The 17443-nt window shown below is 33.8% G+C and carries 13 protein-coding genes; 4 read left to right on the forward strand and 9 right to left on the reverse strand.

The window, feature by feature from the left end; translation table 11 throughout:
• Positions 1–56 precede the first annotated feature (56 nt).
• The 4 genes from PKK00_09340 to PKK00_09355 form a co-directional block, all read right to left on the reverse strand.
• The gene (locus PKK00_09340; protein HNW98598.1) at positions 57–1706 is read right to left on the reverse strand and encodes an aldehyde dehydrogenase family protein; all 1650 of its coding nucleotides are present in this window, start codon (positions 1704–1706) and stop codon (positions 57–59) included.
• 30 nt (positions 1707–1736) lie between these two features.
• A complete protein-coding gene (pruA, locus tag PKK00_09345) occupies positions 1737–3365 on the reverse strand; it encodes an L-glutamate gamma-semialdehyde dehydrogenase (protein HNW98599.1) in 1629 nt (542 codons plus the stop codon).
• A gap of 104 nt (positions 3366–3469) precedes the next feature.
• Positions 3470–4048 (reverse strand): GGDEF domain-containing protein, encoded by a 579-nt coding sequence (locus tag PKK00_09350; GenBank protein ID HNW98600.1) that lies wholly within the window; start codon positions 4046–4048, stop codon positions 3470–3472.
• 25 nt (positions 4049–4073) lie between these two features.
• Positions 4074–5519, reverse strand: a complete 1446-nt coding sequence (locus PKK00_09355; GenBank protein HNW98601.1) for a histidine phosphatase family protein — start codon at positions 5517–5519, stop codon at positions 4074–4076.
• A gap of 472 nt (positions 5520–5991) precedes the next feature.
• On the opposite strand from PKK00_09355, the gene PKK00_09360 reads away from it, so the two are divergent.
• Positions 5992–8148, forward strand: coding sequence for an aldehyde ferredoxin oxidoreductase C-terminal domain-containing protein (locus PKK00_09360; protein HNW98602.1), 2157 nt, complete (start codon positions 5992–5994; stop codon positions 8146–8148).
• A gap of 237 nt (positions 8149–8385) precedes the next feature.
• Here PKK00_09360 and PKK00_09365 read toward each other — a convergent pair whose 3' ends face one another.
• The 5 genes from PKK00_09365 to PKK00_09385 form a co-directional block, all read right to left on the reverse strand.
• Positions 8386–9051: a hypothetical protein gene (locus PKK00_09365; GenBank protein ID HNW98603.1), complete on the reverse strand. Its 666-nt coding sequence runs from the start codon at positions 9049–9051 to the stop codon at positions 8386–8388.
• 455 nt (positions 9052–9506) lie between these two features.
• Positions 9507–10892, reverse strand: a complete 1386-nt coding sequence (locus tag PKK00_09370) for a DUF5103 domain-containing protein (protein ID HNW98604.1) — start codon at positions 10890–10892, stop codon at positions 9507–9509.
• Positions 10893–10904: 12 nt separating this feature from the next.
• Complete coding sequence (locus PKK00_09375) at positions 10905–11468, reverse strand: cob(I)yrinic acid a,c-diamide adenosyltransferase (GenBank protein ID HNW98605.1); 564 nt, start codon at positions 11466–11468, stop codon at positions 10905–10907.
• Positions 11443–12195, reverse strand: coding sequence for an ABC transporter ATP-binding protein (locus PKK00_09380; protein ID HNW98606.1), 753 nt, complete (start codon positions 12193–12195; stop codon positions 11443–11445). The genes PKK00_09375 and PKK00_09380 overlap by 26 nt, the downstream gene beginning before the upstream one ends.
• A 46-nt stretch (positions 12196–12241) precedes the next feature.
• Positions 12242–13024: a class I SAM-dependent methyltransferase gene (locus PKK00_09385; protein ID HNW98607.1), complete on the reverse strand. Its 783-nt coding sequence runs from the start codon at positions 13022–13024 to the stop codon at positions 12242–12244.
• 111 nt (positions 13025–13135) lie between these two features.
• Between PKK00_09385 and PKK00_09390 the strand changes: the two genes are divergently transcribed.
• From PKK00_09390 to PKK00_09400, 3 genes are all read left to right on the forward strand, one after another.
• Complete coding sequence (locus tag PKK00_09390) at positions 13136–14014, forward strand: UbiA-like polyprenyltransferase (GenBank protein HNW98608.1); 879 nt, start codon at positions 13136–13138, stop codon at positions 14012–14014.
• Positions 14015–14094: 80 nt separating this feature from the next.
• Positions 14095–15141: a tetratricopeptide repeat protein gene (locus tag PKK00_09395; protein ID HNW98609.1), complete on the forward strand. Its 1047-nt coding sequence runs from the start codon at positions 14095–14097 to the stop codon at positions 15139–15141.
• Positions 15142–15169: 28 nt separating this feature from the next.
• Positions 15170–17230, forward strand: coding sequence for an OmpA family protein (locus PKK00_09400; GenBank protein ID HNW98610.1), 2061 nt, complete (start codon positions 15170–15172; stop codon positions 17228–17230).
• The last annotated feature ends 213 nt before the right edge of the window (positions 17231–17443 follow it).

Genomic DNA, 17443 nt, shown 5'->3' on the forward strand with positions numbered 1-17443 from the left:
AAAAAAGCCGTTAGCAAATTTGCGAGCGGCTTTTTTATTATTTTTATATGAACAAATTAAAACTCAAATTTTATTCCTTGTGCTAAAGGAAGCTCATTACTGTAGTTGATCATATTGGTTTGTCTGCGCATGTATTGTTTCCATGAATCGGAACCTGACTCGCGTCCTACACCGGTATCTTTTTCTCCGCCAAATGCACCCCCGATTTCAGCACCGGATGTGCCGCCGTTTATGTTTGCAAGTCCGCAATCGGAACCGGAATCTGATAAGAATTTTTCTGCTTCACGCATGTTCAATGTGAAGATAGATGAAGATAACCCCTGGGGAACATTGTTGTTAATTGCAATGGCTTCATCAATGCTGCCGCTGTATTTAATCAGATAAAGAATAGGAGCAAAAGTTTCTTCCTGTACGATTTTATAATTATTTTGTGCTTCAACAAGTGCCGGAACCACATAGTTTCCTGAAGGATATTTTGACCCTTCCAGTACTTCACCTCCAAACAATACTTTGTCTCCTTCTTTTTTTACTTCATTTATTGCATTAACAAATGCGTTTACAGCTGCTTTATCAACCAAAGGTCCAACCAATGTTGTTTCTTTAAGCGGGCTTCCTATTTTTTCTTTTATCTGTTCATATGCATTAATAAGATTGTATTTTACTTCGTTATATACTTTTTTATGAACGATAATTCTTCTGGTTGAAGTACAACGTTGTCCGCATGTACCTACAGCTCCAAACACTGTTGATGCTATTGCCATATTAAGATCGGCAGAATCTGAAATGATAACTGCATTGTTCCCTCCTAATTCGAGTATGGATTTCCCAAGCCGTTCTCCAATGATTGCCCCGGCTCTTTTACCAACTCTTGTAGAACCGGTAATTGAAAATAAAGGAATCCGTTTATCGGCAACAAAATTATCGCCAAGTACTGATGATTTTGCAATGACCATATTGAAAATTCCTTCAGGAAGTTTATTTTTTTTGAGAACATCAGTAATGATATTTTGTGTGGCAATAGCGCATAAAGGAGTTTTTGAGCTGGGTTTCCATATTACAACATCGCCGCAAATGGCTGCCAGCATAGAATTCCATGCCCATACGGCAACTGGAAAATTGAATGATGTAATTAATCCAATAATTCCTAATGGATGATACTGGTCGTAAATACGATGATCTCTTCTTTCTGAATGCATGGTAAATCCATTTAATAAGCGGGATTGTCCAACAGCAAAGTCGCATATATCTATCATTTCCTGTACTTCGCCCATACCTTCCTGGTAAATCTTTCCCATTTCCAATGAAACAAGAAAACCCAGATCTTCTTTTGCTTCGCGCAGTGCAAGACCTATCTGCCTTACTATTTCACCTCTGTGTGGAGCAGGAACTTCACGCCATATTTTAAAAGCTTCTTCAGCTTTTTTTACAACCATTTCATAATCCTTAATTGTTGCATTTTTAACTTTTGCAATTTCAGTATTATCAATTGGTGAAACAGAACTTGTGATATCTCCTTCGGATTTAAACCATGTAGTGCCTGTACATACACCTTCATTCACAGCCTTGATACCAAAGCGGTCAAGCACTTTTTTTATTTTTTCTTTATCTGAATCTTTACTAAGATTAGAGCGTTCTTTTAACTTAGGTTCGTTGGTTATAACGACTTCTTTTTTTGAATCTTCAAAATTAATTACATTATTATTCATATTATTTTATTTTTATTTCTGGAAGTTTATTTAACTCATCATGAATGGATATTTATAATCTGTTGCAGGGGCAAATGTTTCCTTTATTGTTCGTGGGCTTGTCCAACGCAATAAATTAAGTTCACCCCCGGCTTTATCATTGGTACCCGAACCTCTTGCTCCGCCAAAAGGCTGGAATCCTACCATAGCGCCGGTGGGTTTATCGTTTATATAAAAGTTGCCTGCTGCGTATCTTAGCTTGTTACATGCATGCGCTGCAGCAACACGGTCGTTTGAAAATATTGCACCTGTTAAACCATAAGGAGATGTTGAATCGCATAAATCCAAAGTTTTATCAAGATCAATGTCATCGTAAACATAAATGGTCATTACAGGTCCAAAGATTTCTTCCTGCATGGTCTTGAAATATGGATCGTTAGTTTCAATGATTGTAGGTTCAATAAAATATCCTTTCGATTTATTTCCTTTGCCTCCGGTGATGATTTTTGCTACAGTTGATTGTTTTGCTTCTTCAATGTAATTCATAATTGTATCGAAGGCCGATTCATCAATTACTGCATTCATGAAATTTGAAAATTCTCTTACATCGCCAATTTTTATTTCAGAACACATTTCAACAAGATATTTTTTTGTTTCTGCCCAAAGTGATTTTGGTATATAGCTTCTCGATGCAGCCGAGCATTTCTGTCCCTGGTATTCAAAAGCGCCGCGAATTATGCCAACTGCCACTTCCAAAGGTTTTGCAGAAGGATGAACAAAAACAAAATCTTTTCCACCGGTTTCACCTACAATTCTTGGGTATGATTTATAATTTTTTAGGTTTTCACTTACGCTGCTCCATAATGAATTAAATGTTTTATTAGAGCCTGTAAAATGAATACCTCCAAGATCTTTATTTTGAATAGCTATTCCGCCTATCAAAGAACCGCTTCCGGGAACAAAATTAATTACCCCATCAGGCAGTCCTGCTTCTTTGAATACCTGCATTAGATAATAATTTGATAGAATTGATGTGGTTGCAGGTTTCCATAAAGTAGTGTTTCCCATTAATACCGGTGCCATATTCAGGTTTGAAGCAATGGCTGTAAAATTAAATGGACTTACAGTGAACACAAAACCTTCTAATGAACGGTACTCCATCCTGTTCAACTGGTTGAACCCTGATTTAGGCTGGCTGGAATATATTTTTGATGCAAAGTATGCATTATATCGCAGGAAGTCGATAGCTTCACATGCTGAATCAATTTCTGCCTGGTATGCATTTTTACTTTGTCCGAGCATGGTTGCTGCATTTAATAAAAAACGATAACGTATTGACATCAGGTCAGCAGCTTTTACAAGTATAGAAGAACGTACAACCCATGAAAGATCTGCCCATTCCTTGCGTGCCTTCATGGCTTCATCAATTGCCAGTTTTACTTCTTTCTCGGTTGACATGTGATAAGTTGCCAATACATGCTTGTGATCATGAGGCATTACCACTTTCCCGATTTTCCCTGTTCTTATTTCTTTCCCTCCAATTATCAGGGGAATTTCAATTTGTTGTTTGCTTTGCTTTTCTAACTCTTTAATTAAATTGGAGCGCTCATTGCTTTTTGGCTCGTAGTTTAATACATTTTCATTCTTAGGATCTTCAAAATTAAATACGGCATTATTCATAGTATGATGATAGTTTAAATTTTTTGTAAAATTATAAACATAAGCGATATGTTTAACAAAACATAACGACATTATTTTTAATTTTGTTTTGCGTTGATAAGTAGCTAATTATAAATCGGGAATTTTTGCGATTTATTTTTTTTCAATAATTTTTCGGCTTCTGAAAAAAGTTTTTCGATCGAATCAATCGTTGCATTATATTCAGAATAACCTTCCGAAAAGTTTATAGAATGAATAGAAAAATCTTTAAGACATTTGAAATGATGATTTGTACAAACTTCTTTGAACTTGTCGATTTCATGTTTTGTTTCGTTGAGATTTTTATTTTGAAAAACAATAATAAATTCATCTCCGATACGGAAACGCGAAAGCAATGCCTGTTCATGAAAAGTATTTTTTATTAAACCGGCAAATTCTTTTAGAACATCATCTCCTAATTTATAGCTGTGTTCATTAAAAATTTTGAAATTATCAATATCAACTATAACCAATGAAAAAGGTATTTTATGTTTCCTGAGTTGGTCTATTTTCCTGCACATCCCATGGTAATTCATCAGTGAGGTCATACGATCAGTTTCAGAAAGTTTTCGGAAATAACTTATACGTATCAAAAGAAAAACTACAATTAACGATAATACAAAAAGAAATAAATTACCGATATAAATGGTTGCACTATTAAACATAAAATGTAAATTATTTTACGGAAAATTATTTCTTTCTGATTCTAAGCGGGTATTCTTTTTTCTGTAAATAATCATAACGGAGATTACGTCCCGGTTGATAGCACAATGCAATGATGGAATCCTGTGCTTCTTTGATTGTGCTGTATTCAGCAAAGTCAAGTGTGCGTATGATCGCTTCAAACACCCTGATAGCGCCAGAATGATCAGCAAGTAAAATTCGTTTACCGAGATTTTTGTTCAGTAAATCTACAAATGTGTATGCAATACGCCAGTCGGCTTCAATTAATGTTTCGCCTTCAGGATAATGATAGAAACGGTTCTTGAACATTTTTGAAACCCTGCTTTGAATTTCAGGAGTAGGCTCTTTTCCTCCGCTGTATATTTTTATAGCTTCATTAGTGATTTCTTTTTTATTTCTGAAAGTCAGCGCGCCATATTTTTGTGAATTGATACCAAACATTGCATTAAATGTCATGTTAGTGTATCCGGCTTCTTGAAGGAAATGTCGGGCTGTTTGTTCAGTATTTTCCGATTCGCTGCCATAAACCTGTATCGGATTATCTTTCGACCAAGCCCAAAGGGGGTATCCGCTTTGATCAAGTATATCAACAGCTACTTTAAAATCTTTTCCCAATTCTTTAGCCGTTGCAATTCCTTCTTCTTTAAGGAAATTACTGCATATTCCGGGAATGCGGCGATTGCTGTTCCAGGTATCCCAAAAGCCTGAACCAACAAATTCAGGATTATCTCCACCCGATTCATGAATTGATTTGCCATGCCGGATAAGGATTACCTGCGTTTGATTCAGCGGGACATAAGCCTGGGCAAACATTGGAATGGCTTTCCCATTAGGCAGCCATATTATCGCTTCCTGCATGGATAAGCCGCTTCCATCATCAAGTGTTCTCCCTATCGTTCTTCTGCTGCCATCGGGATTAGTGGCCATATCATCGGCAAGGATAAGCTTGGTACGGTATCTTGTAAGTGACGAGCCGTATGAAGGAATATTTTGCGGGCAAAGCATATCACTGAATTTGCTAATGCTGAATATCTGGAGTAATAGTCTTCTGAAACTGTCATTCTGTATTAACCCGTTCCATGCCAGATAGAGGAGATGAGGGTCGGCATTGGGTATCTGGTGTGTTATAAATTCATATTTACTTTTAATATAACTTTGCGGATTCAAATCTATCTCGAAATTTTTCAGAAAGAAATAAATTTCTTTACTGATTATTTTTAAATTATTAATAAAATCAATAGTTACATCGTGTTCTGAAAGTTTAAGTTTATCGCCATATACCAATTTTAAAAAAGCGATATCTTCTTTTACACTTTTTTCGGTATGGCAGTTATGAAACTCGGCATGTTCTCTTAATGCGATGCTGGTTGAAATTACTCTTTTTTTTTCTTTTTTTTCATTTGTTTTTCTGGTATCTTCTCCGGGACAACCGTTCAATTCTTCATTTTTCATAATATAATACTTTAAAATATTTTTATATAAAATTATAGTCGGTAAAAATTAAGTTTGCAAATATAATACATATTGTTTCTAAAGTCAATTAAACTCAATCGATTTAGGTGCTTTTAAACATAAATATTATCTTAAATGATTAACAAAAAAAAGTTATACTAAAGTGAAACTAATAAAAATCTAAAATACGAATTATTATTTCTGATTCGGTTAACCCGATATAATTTGTGTTACAGACCTTGTTTAACAATGTATTTGAAATGGTATGCGAATATTATAATATATTATAGGTGTTAATGATTGTTTAATTTATTTTTAATGAGCCGGCTTAATTTCTTATCGATAGTTTTGAAAATTTATTTTTTTGAATCCCACGATATGCACTGCATTACATAATGAGAAAATATTTTTTTGAATGACTTAAATTTATAATTTTGTAAAGAATAATTACCAAAATAAAATAATTGAATTTATGAAAAACATAGAGGAAATGAAAGCCAGACATGTATTGTTGAAAGAATACAAATATAAATCGGCTCCCATTGACAAAGGTTATAATAACCGTACATTATACGTTAATGTTTCTGATAATACTATAAATGAAAAACCGGTAAGCCAGCAGATGAAAGAAAAATTTATCGGCGGAAAAGGTTTTGGTTTAAGGTTGTTGTGGGATGCAACAAAACCCGATACAAAATGGAATGACCCCGATAATGAAATTGTAATTTCTCCGGGACCAATTGCCGGTATTACTCAGTATTCCGGCACAGGAAAATCATTGGTTGTTGCCATTTCTCCGCAAACGGATGTAGTTATAGACAGTAATGTTGGCGGGTATTTTGGACCATTCCTGAAATTCTCTGGATTTGATTCATTGGAATTACAAGGAAAATCAGAAAAAGAAGTGATTATTGTGATTGATGGTGTTAATTCAAGAATTACTATTGAAGAAGCGCCTGAAGAAACTATCGACAGCCATATTCTTGCTGAAGAACTCACAATGATGTATGCCAATGATGAAAAAGACAGGATGAATGTTGCTGTTGTATCAGCCGGAATGGCAGCACAGCACAGTCTTATAGGTATGCTTAATTTTAGTTTCTGGGATCCGAGAAGAAAAGTCTGCCGCTTAAAACAAGCCGGTCGTGGTGGAATAGGAACCGTTTTAAGAGATAAAAAAATTAAAGCAATAGTTTGTAAATATTCAGGTGTAAAAGGAAATTTAAATAATGTTGTAAACCTCGAAGCTATTGCTGAACGCGGGAAACGTTTCAATAAAGAAATTCGTGAACTCGACGATAAACAATGTGAAATGCGTACCAAAGGCACTGCTCACCTTGTTGAGATCATGAACGATTATGATTTGTTGCCTACTCATAACTTTAAATTCGGAAGTCATCCCAAAGCCGGCGGACTTCATTCTGAAATATGGAAATCGAAATTTACACAGGGATTACCCGATGGTTGCTGGATTGGATGTACTATGGCCTGTGCAAAAGCAGTTGATAATTTTGAATTAAAAACCGGACCATACAAGGGAACTAAAGTTACTGTTGACGGACCGGAATATGAAACAGCCGGAAGTCTTGGTTCGTGTATTGGCGTATGGGAAGCCGATCATGTTATTGAATGTAATTTCTATTGTGATACATATGGAATATGCACTATCACTTATGGAACGCTTACTGCTTTCATTATGGAATGTTATGAGAACGGAATTTTAAATAAAGAAAGAACAGGCGGACTGGAATTGAATTTTGGAAACTGGGATGCAGTAATGGAAATGCTGCATCAAATGGCACGTGGCGAAGGTTTTGGGAAAATTGCAGGACTCGGTGTTCGTAAGATGAAAGAATTATTTGCAAAGAACGGCTGGGGCGATCTTAAGTTTATGCAGGATATAGGCATGGAAAATAAAGGTCTTGAATATTCTCAGTATGTTTCAAAGGAATCGCTTGCTCAGCAAGGAGGTTATGCCATGACCAATAAAGGTCCTCAGCACGATGAAGCATGGCTGATATTTATGGATATGGTAAACAACCAGATTCCTACTTTTGAGAAAAAAGCGGAAGCTTTACATTATTTCCCAATGTTCCGTACATGGTTCGGTTTAATGGGATTATGTAAATTACCATGGAACGACGTGGAACCCGAAAATAATAAACAAACCGCTGAACCTGCAAAAGTTCCCGAACATGTGGACAATTACCTGACAATATTCACCGCAGTTACAGGATTACCACTTGATAATAAAGGATTGATACTTCAATCGGAAAGAGTATATAATTTCCAGAGGATATTCAGTATCCGCAGGGGATACGGCTTGCGCAAACATGATGCTCAACCTTACCGTGCTTGTGGACCTGTAACTAATGAAGAATATGAATCAAGACAGGAACGTTATGACAAGCAAATGAAAGAACTGATTGGTGTTGATCCAACCGGAAAATCAACTACTGAGAAAGTTGCAATCACTCGTAAATATCGTGAAGATCGTTATGAACAGTTGCTCGATGCAGTTTATCAAAGAAGAGGCTGGACCAAAAACGGAGTTCCTACAATTGAACATTTAAAAGAAATAGGAATGGATTTACCCGAATTGATTGAAGTGGTAAAACCTCTACAATAAAAATTAAGAAACCCCGCTGATTCAGCGGGGTTTCTTTTTATTCGTGAAACTCAAATTTCAAAAACATTCTGAATTGAAATTTGTAAGTTGAACGCCAGCCTTGCCGGCGAAATAGAAATCCCGATAGCAGATGCGTTCCGATACAATCAGAACGGGATAAATGATTGAATACTCCGCAGCTTGCTGAGCAAAAAAAGAAATACTTATCGATACCCCACTGCTCTGCGGCTGGGGGCTTCATTTTTTGTCAAAATAAAAATTCAATGAAAGCTTTATATATGTTGGGTTTAAGTTATACTTATTGTCATATGTTCTTTTTGTTGACACATCTGTTCCTAAATTAGGATCATAAACAAGAACATCATCTTCGTATTTATATTTTAAATGAAGAAACCTATACCCAAATTCTCCACCTATACTAAAGTTATCGTCGAAGAAATATTCAGTACCAAAGCCGAATTGAAATCCTAACGCGTTAATCCCTTTTAAATTTTCTTTAAAATCTTCATTGGCTGATGGGTCACTACTGTCTTCAACTTTCCCAAATGGAAAAAACTTTATAAAACCTGTACTAAGAAAGGCTTTAAGCTTATTGTTTTCTTTAATGAAATATTTTAATCCCAGTGAAGGAGCCAAAACAGTTAATGAATATTTATATTCATCTTTATAACTTACAATGCTACCCATATTTGAATCATACCTTCTTCCGGTTTCAATATAGTTAACATTTCCATTTATCATTTGAAGGCTAAAAAATGGAACAAAATTATTTTTCTTTATGCCGAAAGTAGCACTGTTTAATTGTAAACCCGGACTTACACTAAATGTAAACTGAGCGTAGCTTTTAGTGAGCGACATTGCAATTAATATTGCTATGATTGTGATTAATTTTATTTTTTTCATGTTGTTAAATTTAAAATTTACTTGTATTATTTTATTATTATGATTTGACAAATCTATTGTTGTAATAAAAAGCTGCAATTAAAACGGGGTTAATGAGACATTAAAATTGCATTAAACCCAAATTATGTAATAGGCAAAAAATTAGATAAAATAAAATTAAGAATTTGATTATACTGAATCTTGACGAATTTGCAAAGTCAAAGTCGTTTAGATTCAGTAATACTGAGCGAATGAATTTGCATTATTTTGCAAATTCGTTCAGCCGAAGTATAAAACCGTTGACGGGCAATAAGTGCAGGTATTTTTATTATTTAAAAAGTTCTAATGCTACGCATTATGAACTTATGGATTTTCAGTAATTGAATTTTCTATTGCGTAATCTGGGTTTAACCTGTTGTCATCAATCTAAAACAAATCTAAACGTGGCTGACAAAATTTTTAATTTTATATGCAATTTATTTCCTGAAAGAATTTAATTTTTTTACAGCGATCAGCCTGTCGTAGCTTGTTCCTTGTTCCTGGTTGTATACGTAGATGGTATAATCATTTTCAGTGTCGAAATGATTTCCTTCAATAAAAGTTTCATCGCCTGTTTTTTCATTGTTATTCAACAGAACATATTCGTAATTGTAGTAGCCTTGTTTAAGATATAATGTTCCTGTATATGCACTATGTGTTTTATCATATTTCATGATGGCTTCTTTTTTATATTGCCAGTCGGTAAGCGCGCCAAAAATATAAATATTTCCTTCGGCAATTTGTTCGTAATAAGGTAATACAAAATGTACATAAGCATATTCTGCTTCAATATCGCTGCTTTTAATGGCATCATCTGTTTTAATAAACTTCAATCCATTGATATCAGTTTCAGATGAGTAAACTTTATATGAGCGACGTTCATCAGGCAACAGGTATACTTCATAACCCAGCGAATCACGAACAACTTTATTTATACGGTCAGAAATAAACCGAATGCTTTTTGTGTCGAAATGCCTGAATTCATTACCGCCATTAAAAACATTGATGTCTTCGTAATCATAAACAAGCTTGTTGTCTTTTACATATTTTGGTTTAATATCATACACTGCATTATCCCAGCGATTATTTTGCTGTATGATAACTTTTAAATCAATGTAAGGATTAGAAATAGTATATGATGGATTTGAAATGGAAAAATCAACTTCCTGTTTATAAAACATATCTTCGTTCGACGTAGCGCGCTTTACTTCTCCTACTACATCAACCTTTTGTTCAAATATCATGAAACGTCTTGTCAGTACAAGGTTTTCTTCGGTATCATCATTTTCAAAAACTTTTAAAATATAATTTCCTGATTTTGTGGGACGAAGATTTTCTGAAGGGAATTTTAAATCGTAATGATAATATTTCTGCAAGGTATTAAACGAAGGAGAATAGGTGTTTATATAATCGTCATTGAACCCATCAATATAATCCATTTGCAGCATATCCGAAGGTTTCCAACCGGCATCGCAATGAATGATCGTATACTTGTATGATTTTATATCATCGCTGAAATCATCAAAACTAAGTATTAATTCCTCGTCTGAGCCAAGTTGTAAAAGAGGAGGAGATAATTCAAATCCATCTTTATAAAATAAGATGGTATTGATATTTTCTTTATAAGTATAATCTTCGTAACGAAGAAAGGTTTTTTTGTAATATTCATCTTCATTTGAAACAGGTTTCTCTTTGTTTTTATTTTTCTTTTTTATAGTATCACAAGGAATAGATGCTTTTACAGACAAAGAGAAGCAAAACAAAAAAATAAAAACAAAAGGAAAAATATATGATTGGTTTTTCAGTTTACTGAATAAATACATTTTGAATAGTAATTAAGGTTTCCAAATAATTTCTTCAATATTATTATCTCTTGCAATTTTACGGGCAAGAATGAACAAAAAATCGGAAAGCCTGTTCAGGTATTGTATTATAAGTTTATCAACTTCATTATGAGCTGCAAGTTCAAGAGTAACGCGTTCAGCGCGACGGCATACGCAACGTGTGATATGGCAAAGTGAAACGATTGAATGACCACCGGGTATTATAAACGAATTCAGTTCGGGTAATGTTTCACTGATGGTATCAATTTCTTGTTCAAGAAGTGTAATGTCTTCGGTTTTTATTTTTGGTAACTTTTCTGCGGCTTTTTCATTTTCGGCTGCAAGCAGCGATTCGGCTGTAAATAATTTATTCTGGATTTGAAGCAAAATTTTTTTAGTATCTGTATCGGAAATTACATCGCGTAAATATCCTATGTATGAATTCAGTTCATCGAGTGTTCCATATGCAACAATCCGTTTGTGAAACTTGGGGATGCGCATACCTCCAAGCAACGAGGTTTCGCCGAAGTCTCCTGTTTTTGTATATATTTTAGCTTTGTTTTTTTTCGTCGGCATAATCTAAAATAGCTTTGTTGTATGTTGTAATGTTTTTATTGATATCATCGGATGCTACTTTCCCGTCAATCAATCGGATGATGCGGTGCGCATGAAGAGCAATACTTTCTTCGTGGGTTACAATGATAATAGTATTTCCTGCTTTATGAATTTCTTCAAAAAGCCCCATGATTTCAATTGAAATTTTTGAATCCAGGTTTCCAGTGGGTTCATCGGCAAGAATAATTGACGGATTATTTACTAATGCTCTTGCGATTGCAACACGCTGACGCTGGCCCCCCGAAAGTTCATTTGGACGATGTGTAATTCGATCTTCAAGGTTAACGCTTTTTAAAACTTCTGTTGCTCTTTCTATTCTTTTATTTTTCCCGAAACCGGCATATATTAAAGGTAAAGCAACATTATCAAGAGCTGTAGCGCGGGGAAGTAAATTAAAAGTTTGAAATACAAAACCAATTTCCTTGTTACGGATCACTGCAAGATTGAAATCGGAAAGTGAACTTACATCAGTGCCGTTTAGTATATATTGTCCGTCAGTAGGCGAATCAAGGCAACCAAGAATATTCATTAAAGTCGATTTCCCTGAACCGGATGGTCCCATTAATGCTACATATTCATTCCTGTAAATGCATAATGAAATATCACGTAATGCCCGAACTATTTCAGTTCCCACTTTATAGTTCTTTGTTATATGATCAAATCGTATTACTTCTTCTTTTTCTGCCATTTTATTTATGAATCATAGTGTTATTGCAAATGTATCGATTTATTGTTTAATATCGGATAACAAAACTTTCTCTACTCAATTCTTTACGGAAAAATACCATCCCAATAAAAAACAGATCGATAGAAACTTTTACTGATGTATGGTTTTTTATTTTATCCCATGCGTGTTTCATTCCCTCCGACCAGTTAATATCATCGAAAATGAAAACGCTTTCGTTATTAATAAATTGCAGAGCAGTTTCAAAATATTTTAAAGTAGCTTCCTCTGTATGATTTCCATCAAAAAAAATAAATTCAGGCTTATTCTGACTGACAAAGGTTTTAAGGATGTCATCAAAATTTCCTGTAATGAATTCAATATTTTTTAAACTTAATTTGTTAGCATTATCTTTTGCAATTTCAGAAATATTTTTACAGCCTTCAATAGTAATAATTTTAGTTTCAGGATTTGCTTTAGCCATGTAACATGTGCTGATACCAAGGCTTGTGCCCAGTTCCAAAACTTTCGAAGGCTTGTAATGTTTTACCAACCGATATAGTAATAATGCGTATTTCCTGCTTTTCAGCGAATGCTTTGCTATGTCGCTGATGGTTTTTGTTTTATTTTTATTATTTACCGAGCCTGCACCAAAGTCGGTAACTAATATTTCCGAATTATTTTTTTTAAGTTCTTTTCGCAAATGTTCAATATCTGTTATTCCTTTATTGTTGGTTTTGCTTTTTATTACATTACAAACAAAATCATAAATAAATGGAGAATGAATATCGTAACGGGTTTTTGACGAAAAATAATAATGCAGGTATTGATGTATGACAGAGGCTTTATTCATTCAACGAAGATAAATAAAACCCTGATATTTTAATAATATATTCATTCAAATTATCTGATATTAATTTTAAATTTGCATGTGAAAATCGGTTTAAAATAAAACAATATATAAATGAAAATATTTTCTTCAATTGCAAAATATTTTTCTTTGGTAAAATTCTCTCATACTGTTTTTGCTTTACCTTTTGCATTCATAGGCTTCTTCCTTGGTTCTGATGAGATATATAATAATTTTGATATAAAACTTTTTTTATTGGTATTTCTTTGCATGGTATTGGCTCGCAGTTCTGCAATGGCTTTTAACCGCTACCTTGACCGTAGTTTCGATAAAAAAAATCCCAGAACAGCAATACGCGAAATACCTTCCGGAAAAATTTCTCCTACTACAGCACTTGTGTTTACAATAGTTTCAGCAACAGCATTTATAGTTACAACATATTTTATTAACCTATTATGTTTCTTCCTTTCTCCAGTGGCTTTGCTTGTAATTATGGGTTACAGTTATACCAAGCGTTTTACGCCGTTATGCCATTTAGTGCTGGGATTAGGTTTGGCATTGGCGCCTATAGGAGCTTACATTGCAGTAACTGCGCATTTTGCAGTAGTACCTGTGCTTTATTCATTTGCTGTTCTTTTCTGGGTTTCCGGTTTCGATATAATTTATGCATTACAGGATATTGAGTTCGATAAGTCACAAAACCTTAAATCAATTCCTGTAGTTATTGGTATAAAAAATTCATTGATTCTTTCAGGATTATTTCATTTTGTTACAGCTGCAATAATTATATACAACGGAATTTTTCTGAATTTTGGAATGTTTTACTGGATAGGCTCATTAATATATATTTTACTTTTAATCTATCAGCATTTAATTGTAAAGCCATCCGATTTAAGTCGTATCAACCTGGCCTTTGTTACATTAAATGGTTTTGCCAGCATATCTTTTGGGGTTTTTGTAATTGCGGAAATCATTTCTAAATGGCTGATATGAATTCTTTTGTGTTTATTATTTCAAAAATGGAAACATTTTTATTATCTTGCGTTAAAATTTGATGATAAAATTTCTTCCACATGAAAAAATATTTTCTGATTTTTCTTTTCGCAATTTATTTTATTAATATTGCGCATTCACAGGATACTATTGTTGCTAAAGGTGTTGACGACCAGAAAGCAGAAAAGCTTTACAACGAAGGCATCACTTTGTATGATGCAAAAAGCTATAACGATGCTTTGGCAAAATTCAATGAAGCGATAACACTAAAACCTGAATTTGAAAAAGCATATTACAACAGGGGTTCTGTAAAATTTGAACTAAAAGATTATTCAGGTGCCCTTACCGATTTTAATAAATCAATTGAATTAAATCCTGGTAACGATAAAGCTTTTTTTAGCCGTGCTCAGGTTAAATACGCACAGGATAATAAAACGGGAGCAATTGAAGATTATAGCAATGCAATAAAAATAAATACTGCTTATGCACAAGCATACTATTACCGCGGCGGAATTTATTTTGAAAATAGCGAGTATCAAAAAGCATCAGACGATTTTACTAATGCTATAAAAAATAAATCGGATTATGCTTATGCATACAATGACAGGGGAAGTGCAAAAAAAATGCTTGATGATTTAAAAGGTGCTAAAGAAGATTATCAGAAAGCAGTGAAATTAAATCCAAAACTTGCATTTGCATTTAATAATTTAGGAAGTGTTGAAAAAAAATTAGGCAATCTGAAAGATGCTCTTGATGATTATACTGCTGCAATAAAAATAGATGTTTCATATTACATTGCCTATAATAACAGGGGTAGCGTTAAAATGGAATTGGGAGATTACTCAGGCGCTATTGAAGATTTTACACAGGCCATAAATTTAAAACAGGATTATGCTTATGCATACAATAACAGGGGCAATGCGTATTATAAGAAAAAAGAATATAAAAGCGCTGTTGAAGATTATAACAAAGCAATTAAATTAAATGAGAATTATGGTTATGCTTATTTAAATAGGGGAATTTCAAAAGAAATGCTGCGTGATGTAAAAGGAGCATGTGAAGATTGGAAAAAGGCAGCAACACTTGGAATTACTTCTGCCGAGACTTATTCCGGAAAGTGTAAATAATATTTTATTAACCTGAAAAAATAATTTTATGCGCACAATAAAATTCTATATCGTATCATTGATTTTAGTTTTTATTCTCAACATTGGATTTGCACAGAAAAATGTTGAATTTGATAAAAAAAATTTTCCTGATCAAAAATCAGAATTAAAAGAAGCTTTAAAAGAACTCGGAGCAGGTGATGATTTATATGAACTGGGTGGGGGGAACTTCACGATCGCCATTGATCATTATTTAAAAGCGCAGGCATTTAATCCTAATAATGCATTACTTAATTATAAATTAGGAAAATGTTTTTTGAATTCTCCTGATAAGAAAAAATCAATACCTTATTTTGAAAGCGCTGTAAAACTTAATTCTAATATTGCAGCCGACTTACATTATCTGCTTGGACAGGCTTATCATTTCAATTATGACTTTGATAAAGCACAATTCGAATTTAAGACATACAAAGAATCATTGTCGCCTACAGAATTAGAAAAAATTTCAAAAGAAATTGAACGAAGAATTACACAAGCCCAATATGGTGCTGAATTGGTAAAAAATCCTATTCGGGTTTTTATTGATAATATGGGAACTTCAATAAACTCAACGCTTCCTGAATATAGTCCTATTATTACTGCTGACGAATCAACACTGTTTTTTACCGCACGGCATGAAAATACTACCGGTGGAGCTAAAGACCCAACCGATTTTAAATATTTTGAAGATATTTATATATCATATAATAAAGATAATGTTTGGTCGCCTTCTATAAATCCCGGTAAACCGTTAAATTCAGAAACACATGATGCTACTGTTGGAATCTCTCCTGACGGACAAACTCTGCTGATATACAAAGGAGAAAATGGAGGTGATATTTATGAATGTAAACTTGATGGAAACCAATGGGGAAAACCGGAAAGACTTTCAAAACAAATCAATACCAATTATCATGAATCCGGCGCATCTTTTGGCCCCGATGGTCGTACACTTTATTTTGTAAGCGATAAACCCGGTGGTTTTGGCGGAAGTGATATTTATGTTACCAAGAAAAATGATAAGAATAAATGGACAGAGCCGGTTAATATTGGTAATGTTATTAATACTGATATGGATGAAGAAGGTGTGTTCATGCATCCCGATGGAAAAACATTGTATTTTAGTTCTAAAGGTCATAAAACAATGGGTGGTTATGATATTTTTAAATCAGAATTTATTGATGGAAAATGGTCAGAGCCTGAAAATATTGGATATCCTGTTAATACTACTGACGATGATGTCTTTTTTACTATTTCAGCAAGTGGACTTCATGGTTACTATTCTTCTGCAATGCCCGGTGGATATGGTAGTCAGGATATTTATATGGTTACAATTCTTGGTCCCGAAAAACCGGTTATAAATAATAATGAGGATAACTTGCTTGCAAGCATTACAGCTCCTGTAAGCGAAACAGTTATTGAATCTACGGTTGAGATCAAATCAAACCAGCTTACTTTACTTAAAGGTTCTATTGTTGATGATAAATCTTCTGAAGCTTTAAAAGCAACAATTGAATTAACCGATAATGTGAAGAATGAAGTTATAGCAAGTTTTGAATCGAATAGTGCATCAGGTAAATACCTTGTTTCATTGCCTTCGGGTGTTAATTATGGTATTGCCGTAAAAGCAGAAGGTTATTTATTTCATTCTGAAAATTTTGATATACCTGCAGCTACTGGATTTAGAGAAATTGTGAAGGATATTCGTATGAAGAAAATTGAAGTAGGTAATAAAATTGTGTTGAATAATATTTTCTTTGATTTTGATAAAGCAACACTTAGAACAGAATCAACTTCTGAACTTGATCGCTTGGTAAAACTGCTTATAGATATGCCTAATTTAAAAATAGAGATATCGGGACATACCGATAATATTGGATCAGCAGCATATAATAAAACACTTTCTGAAAATCGTGCTAAATCAGTGGTTGATTATCTTGTAAAAAATGGAATATCTTCGGATCGACTTACATATAAAGGTTATGGTTTTGACCAGCCTCTTGCTTCAAATGATTCTGAAGAAGGCCGACAAAAGAACAGGCGTACTGAATTTAAAGTAATCAGTAAGTAATTGGTTTGTAAGTTGGATAATGTAATTCAACACAGATGGATTGCATAATGTCTTTTTCTGATCCACCGCAAATCGGGATAAATCAGCATAACTTGTTTTAATCATATTAGCTTCGCAATTTTTTTTAATTGTGCTCATAAGCTCACTTTTTGATAATATGTGAATTCGGAACTGATCGTTCAGTTTGCAAATCTGTTGAAAGCGAATATAATT

This window comes from Bacteroidales bacterium, assembly GCA_035353855.1.
Lineage (GTDB): Bacteria > Bacteroidota > Bacteroidia > Bacteroidales > CG2-30-32-10 > DAOQAK01.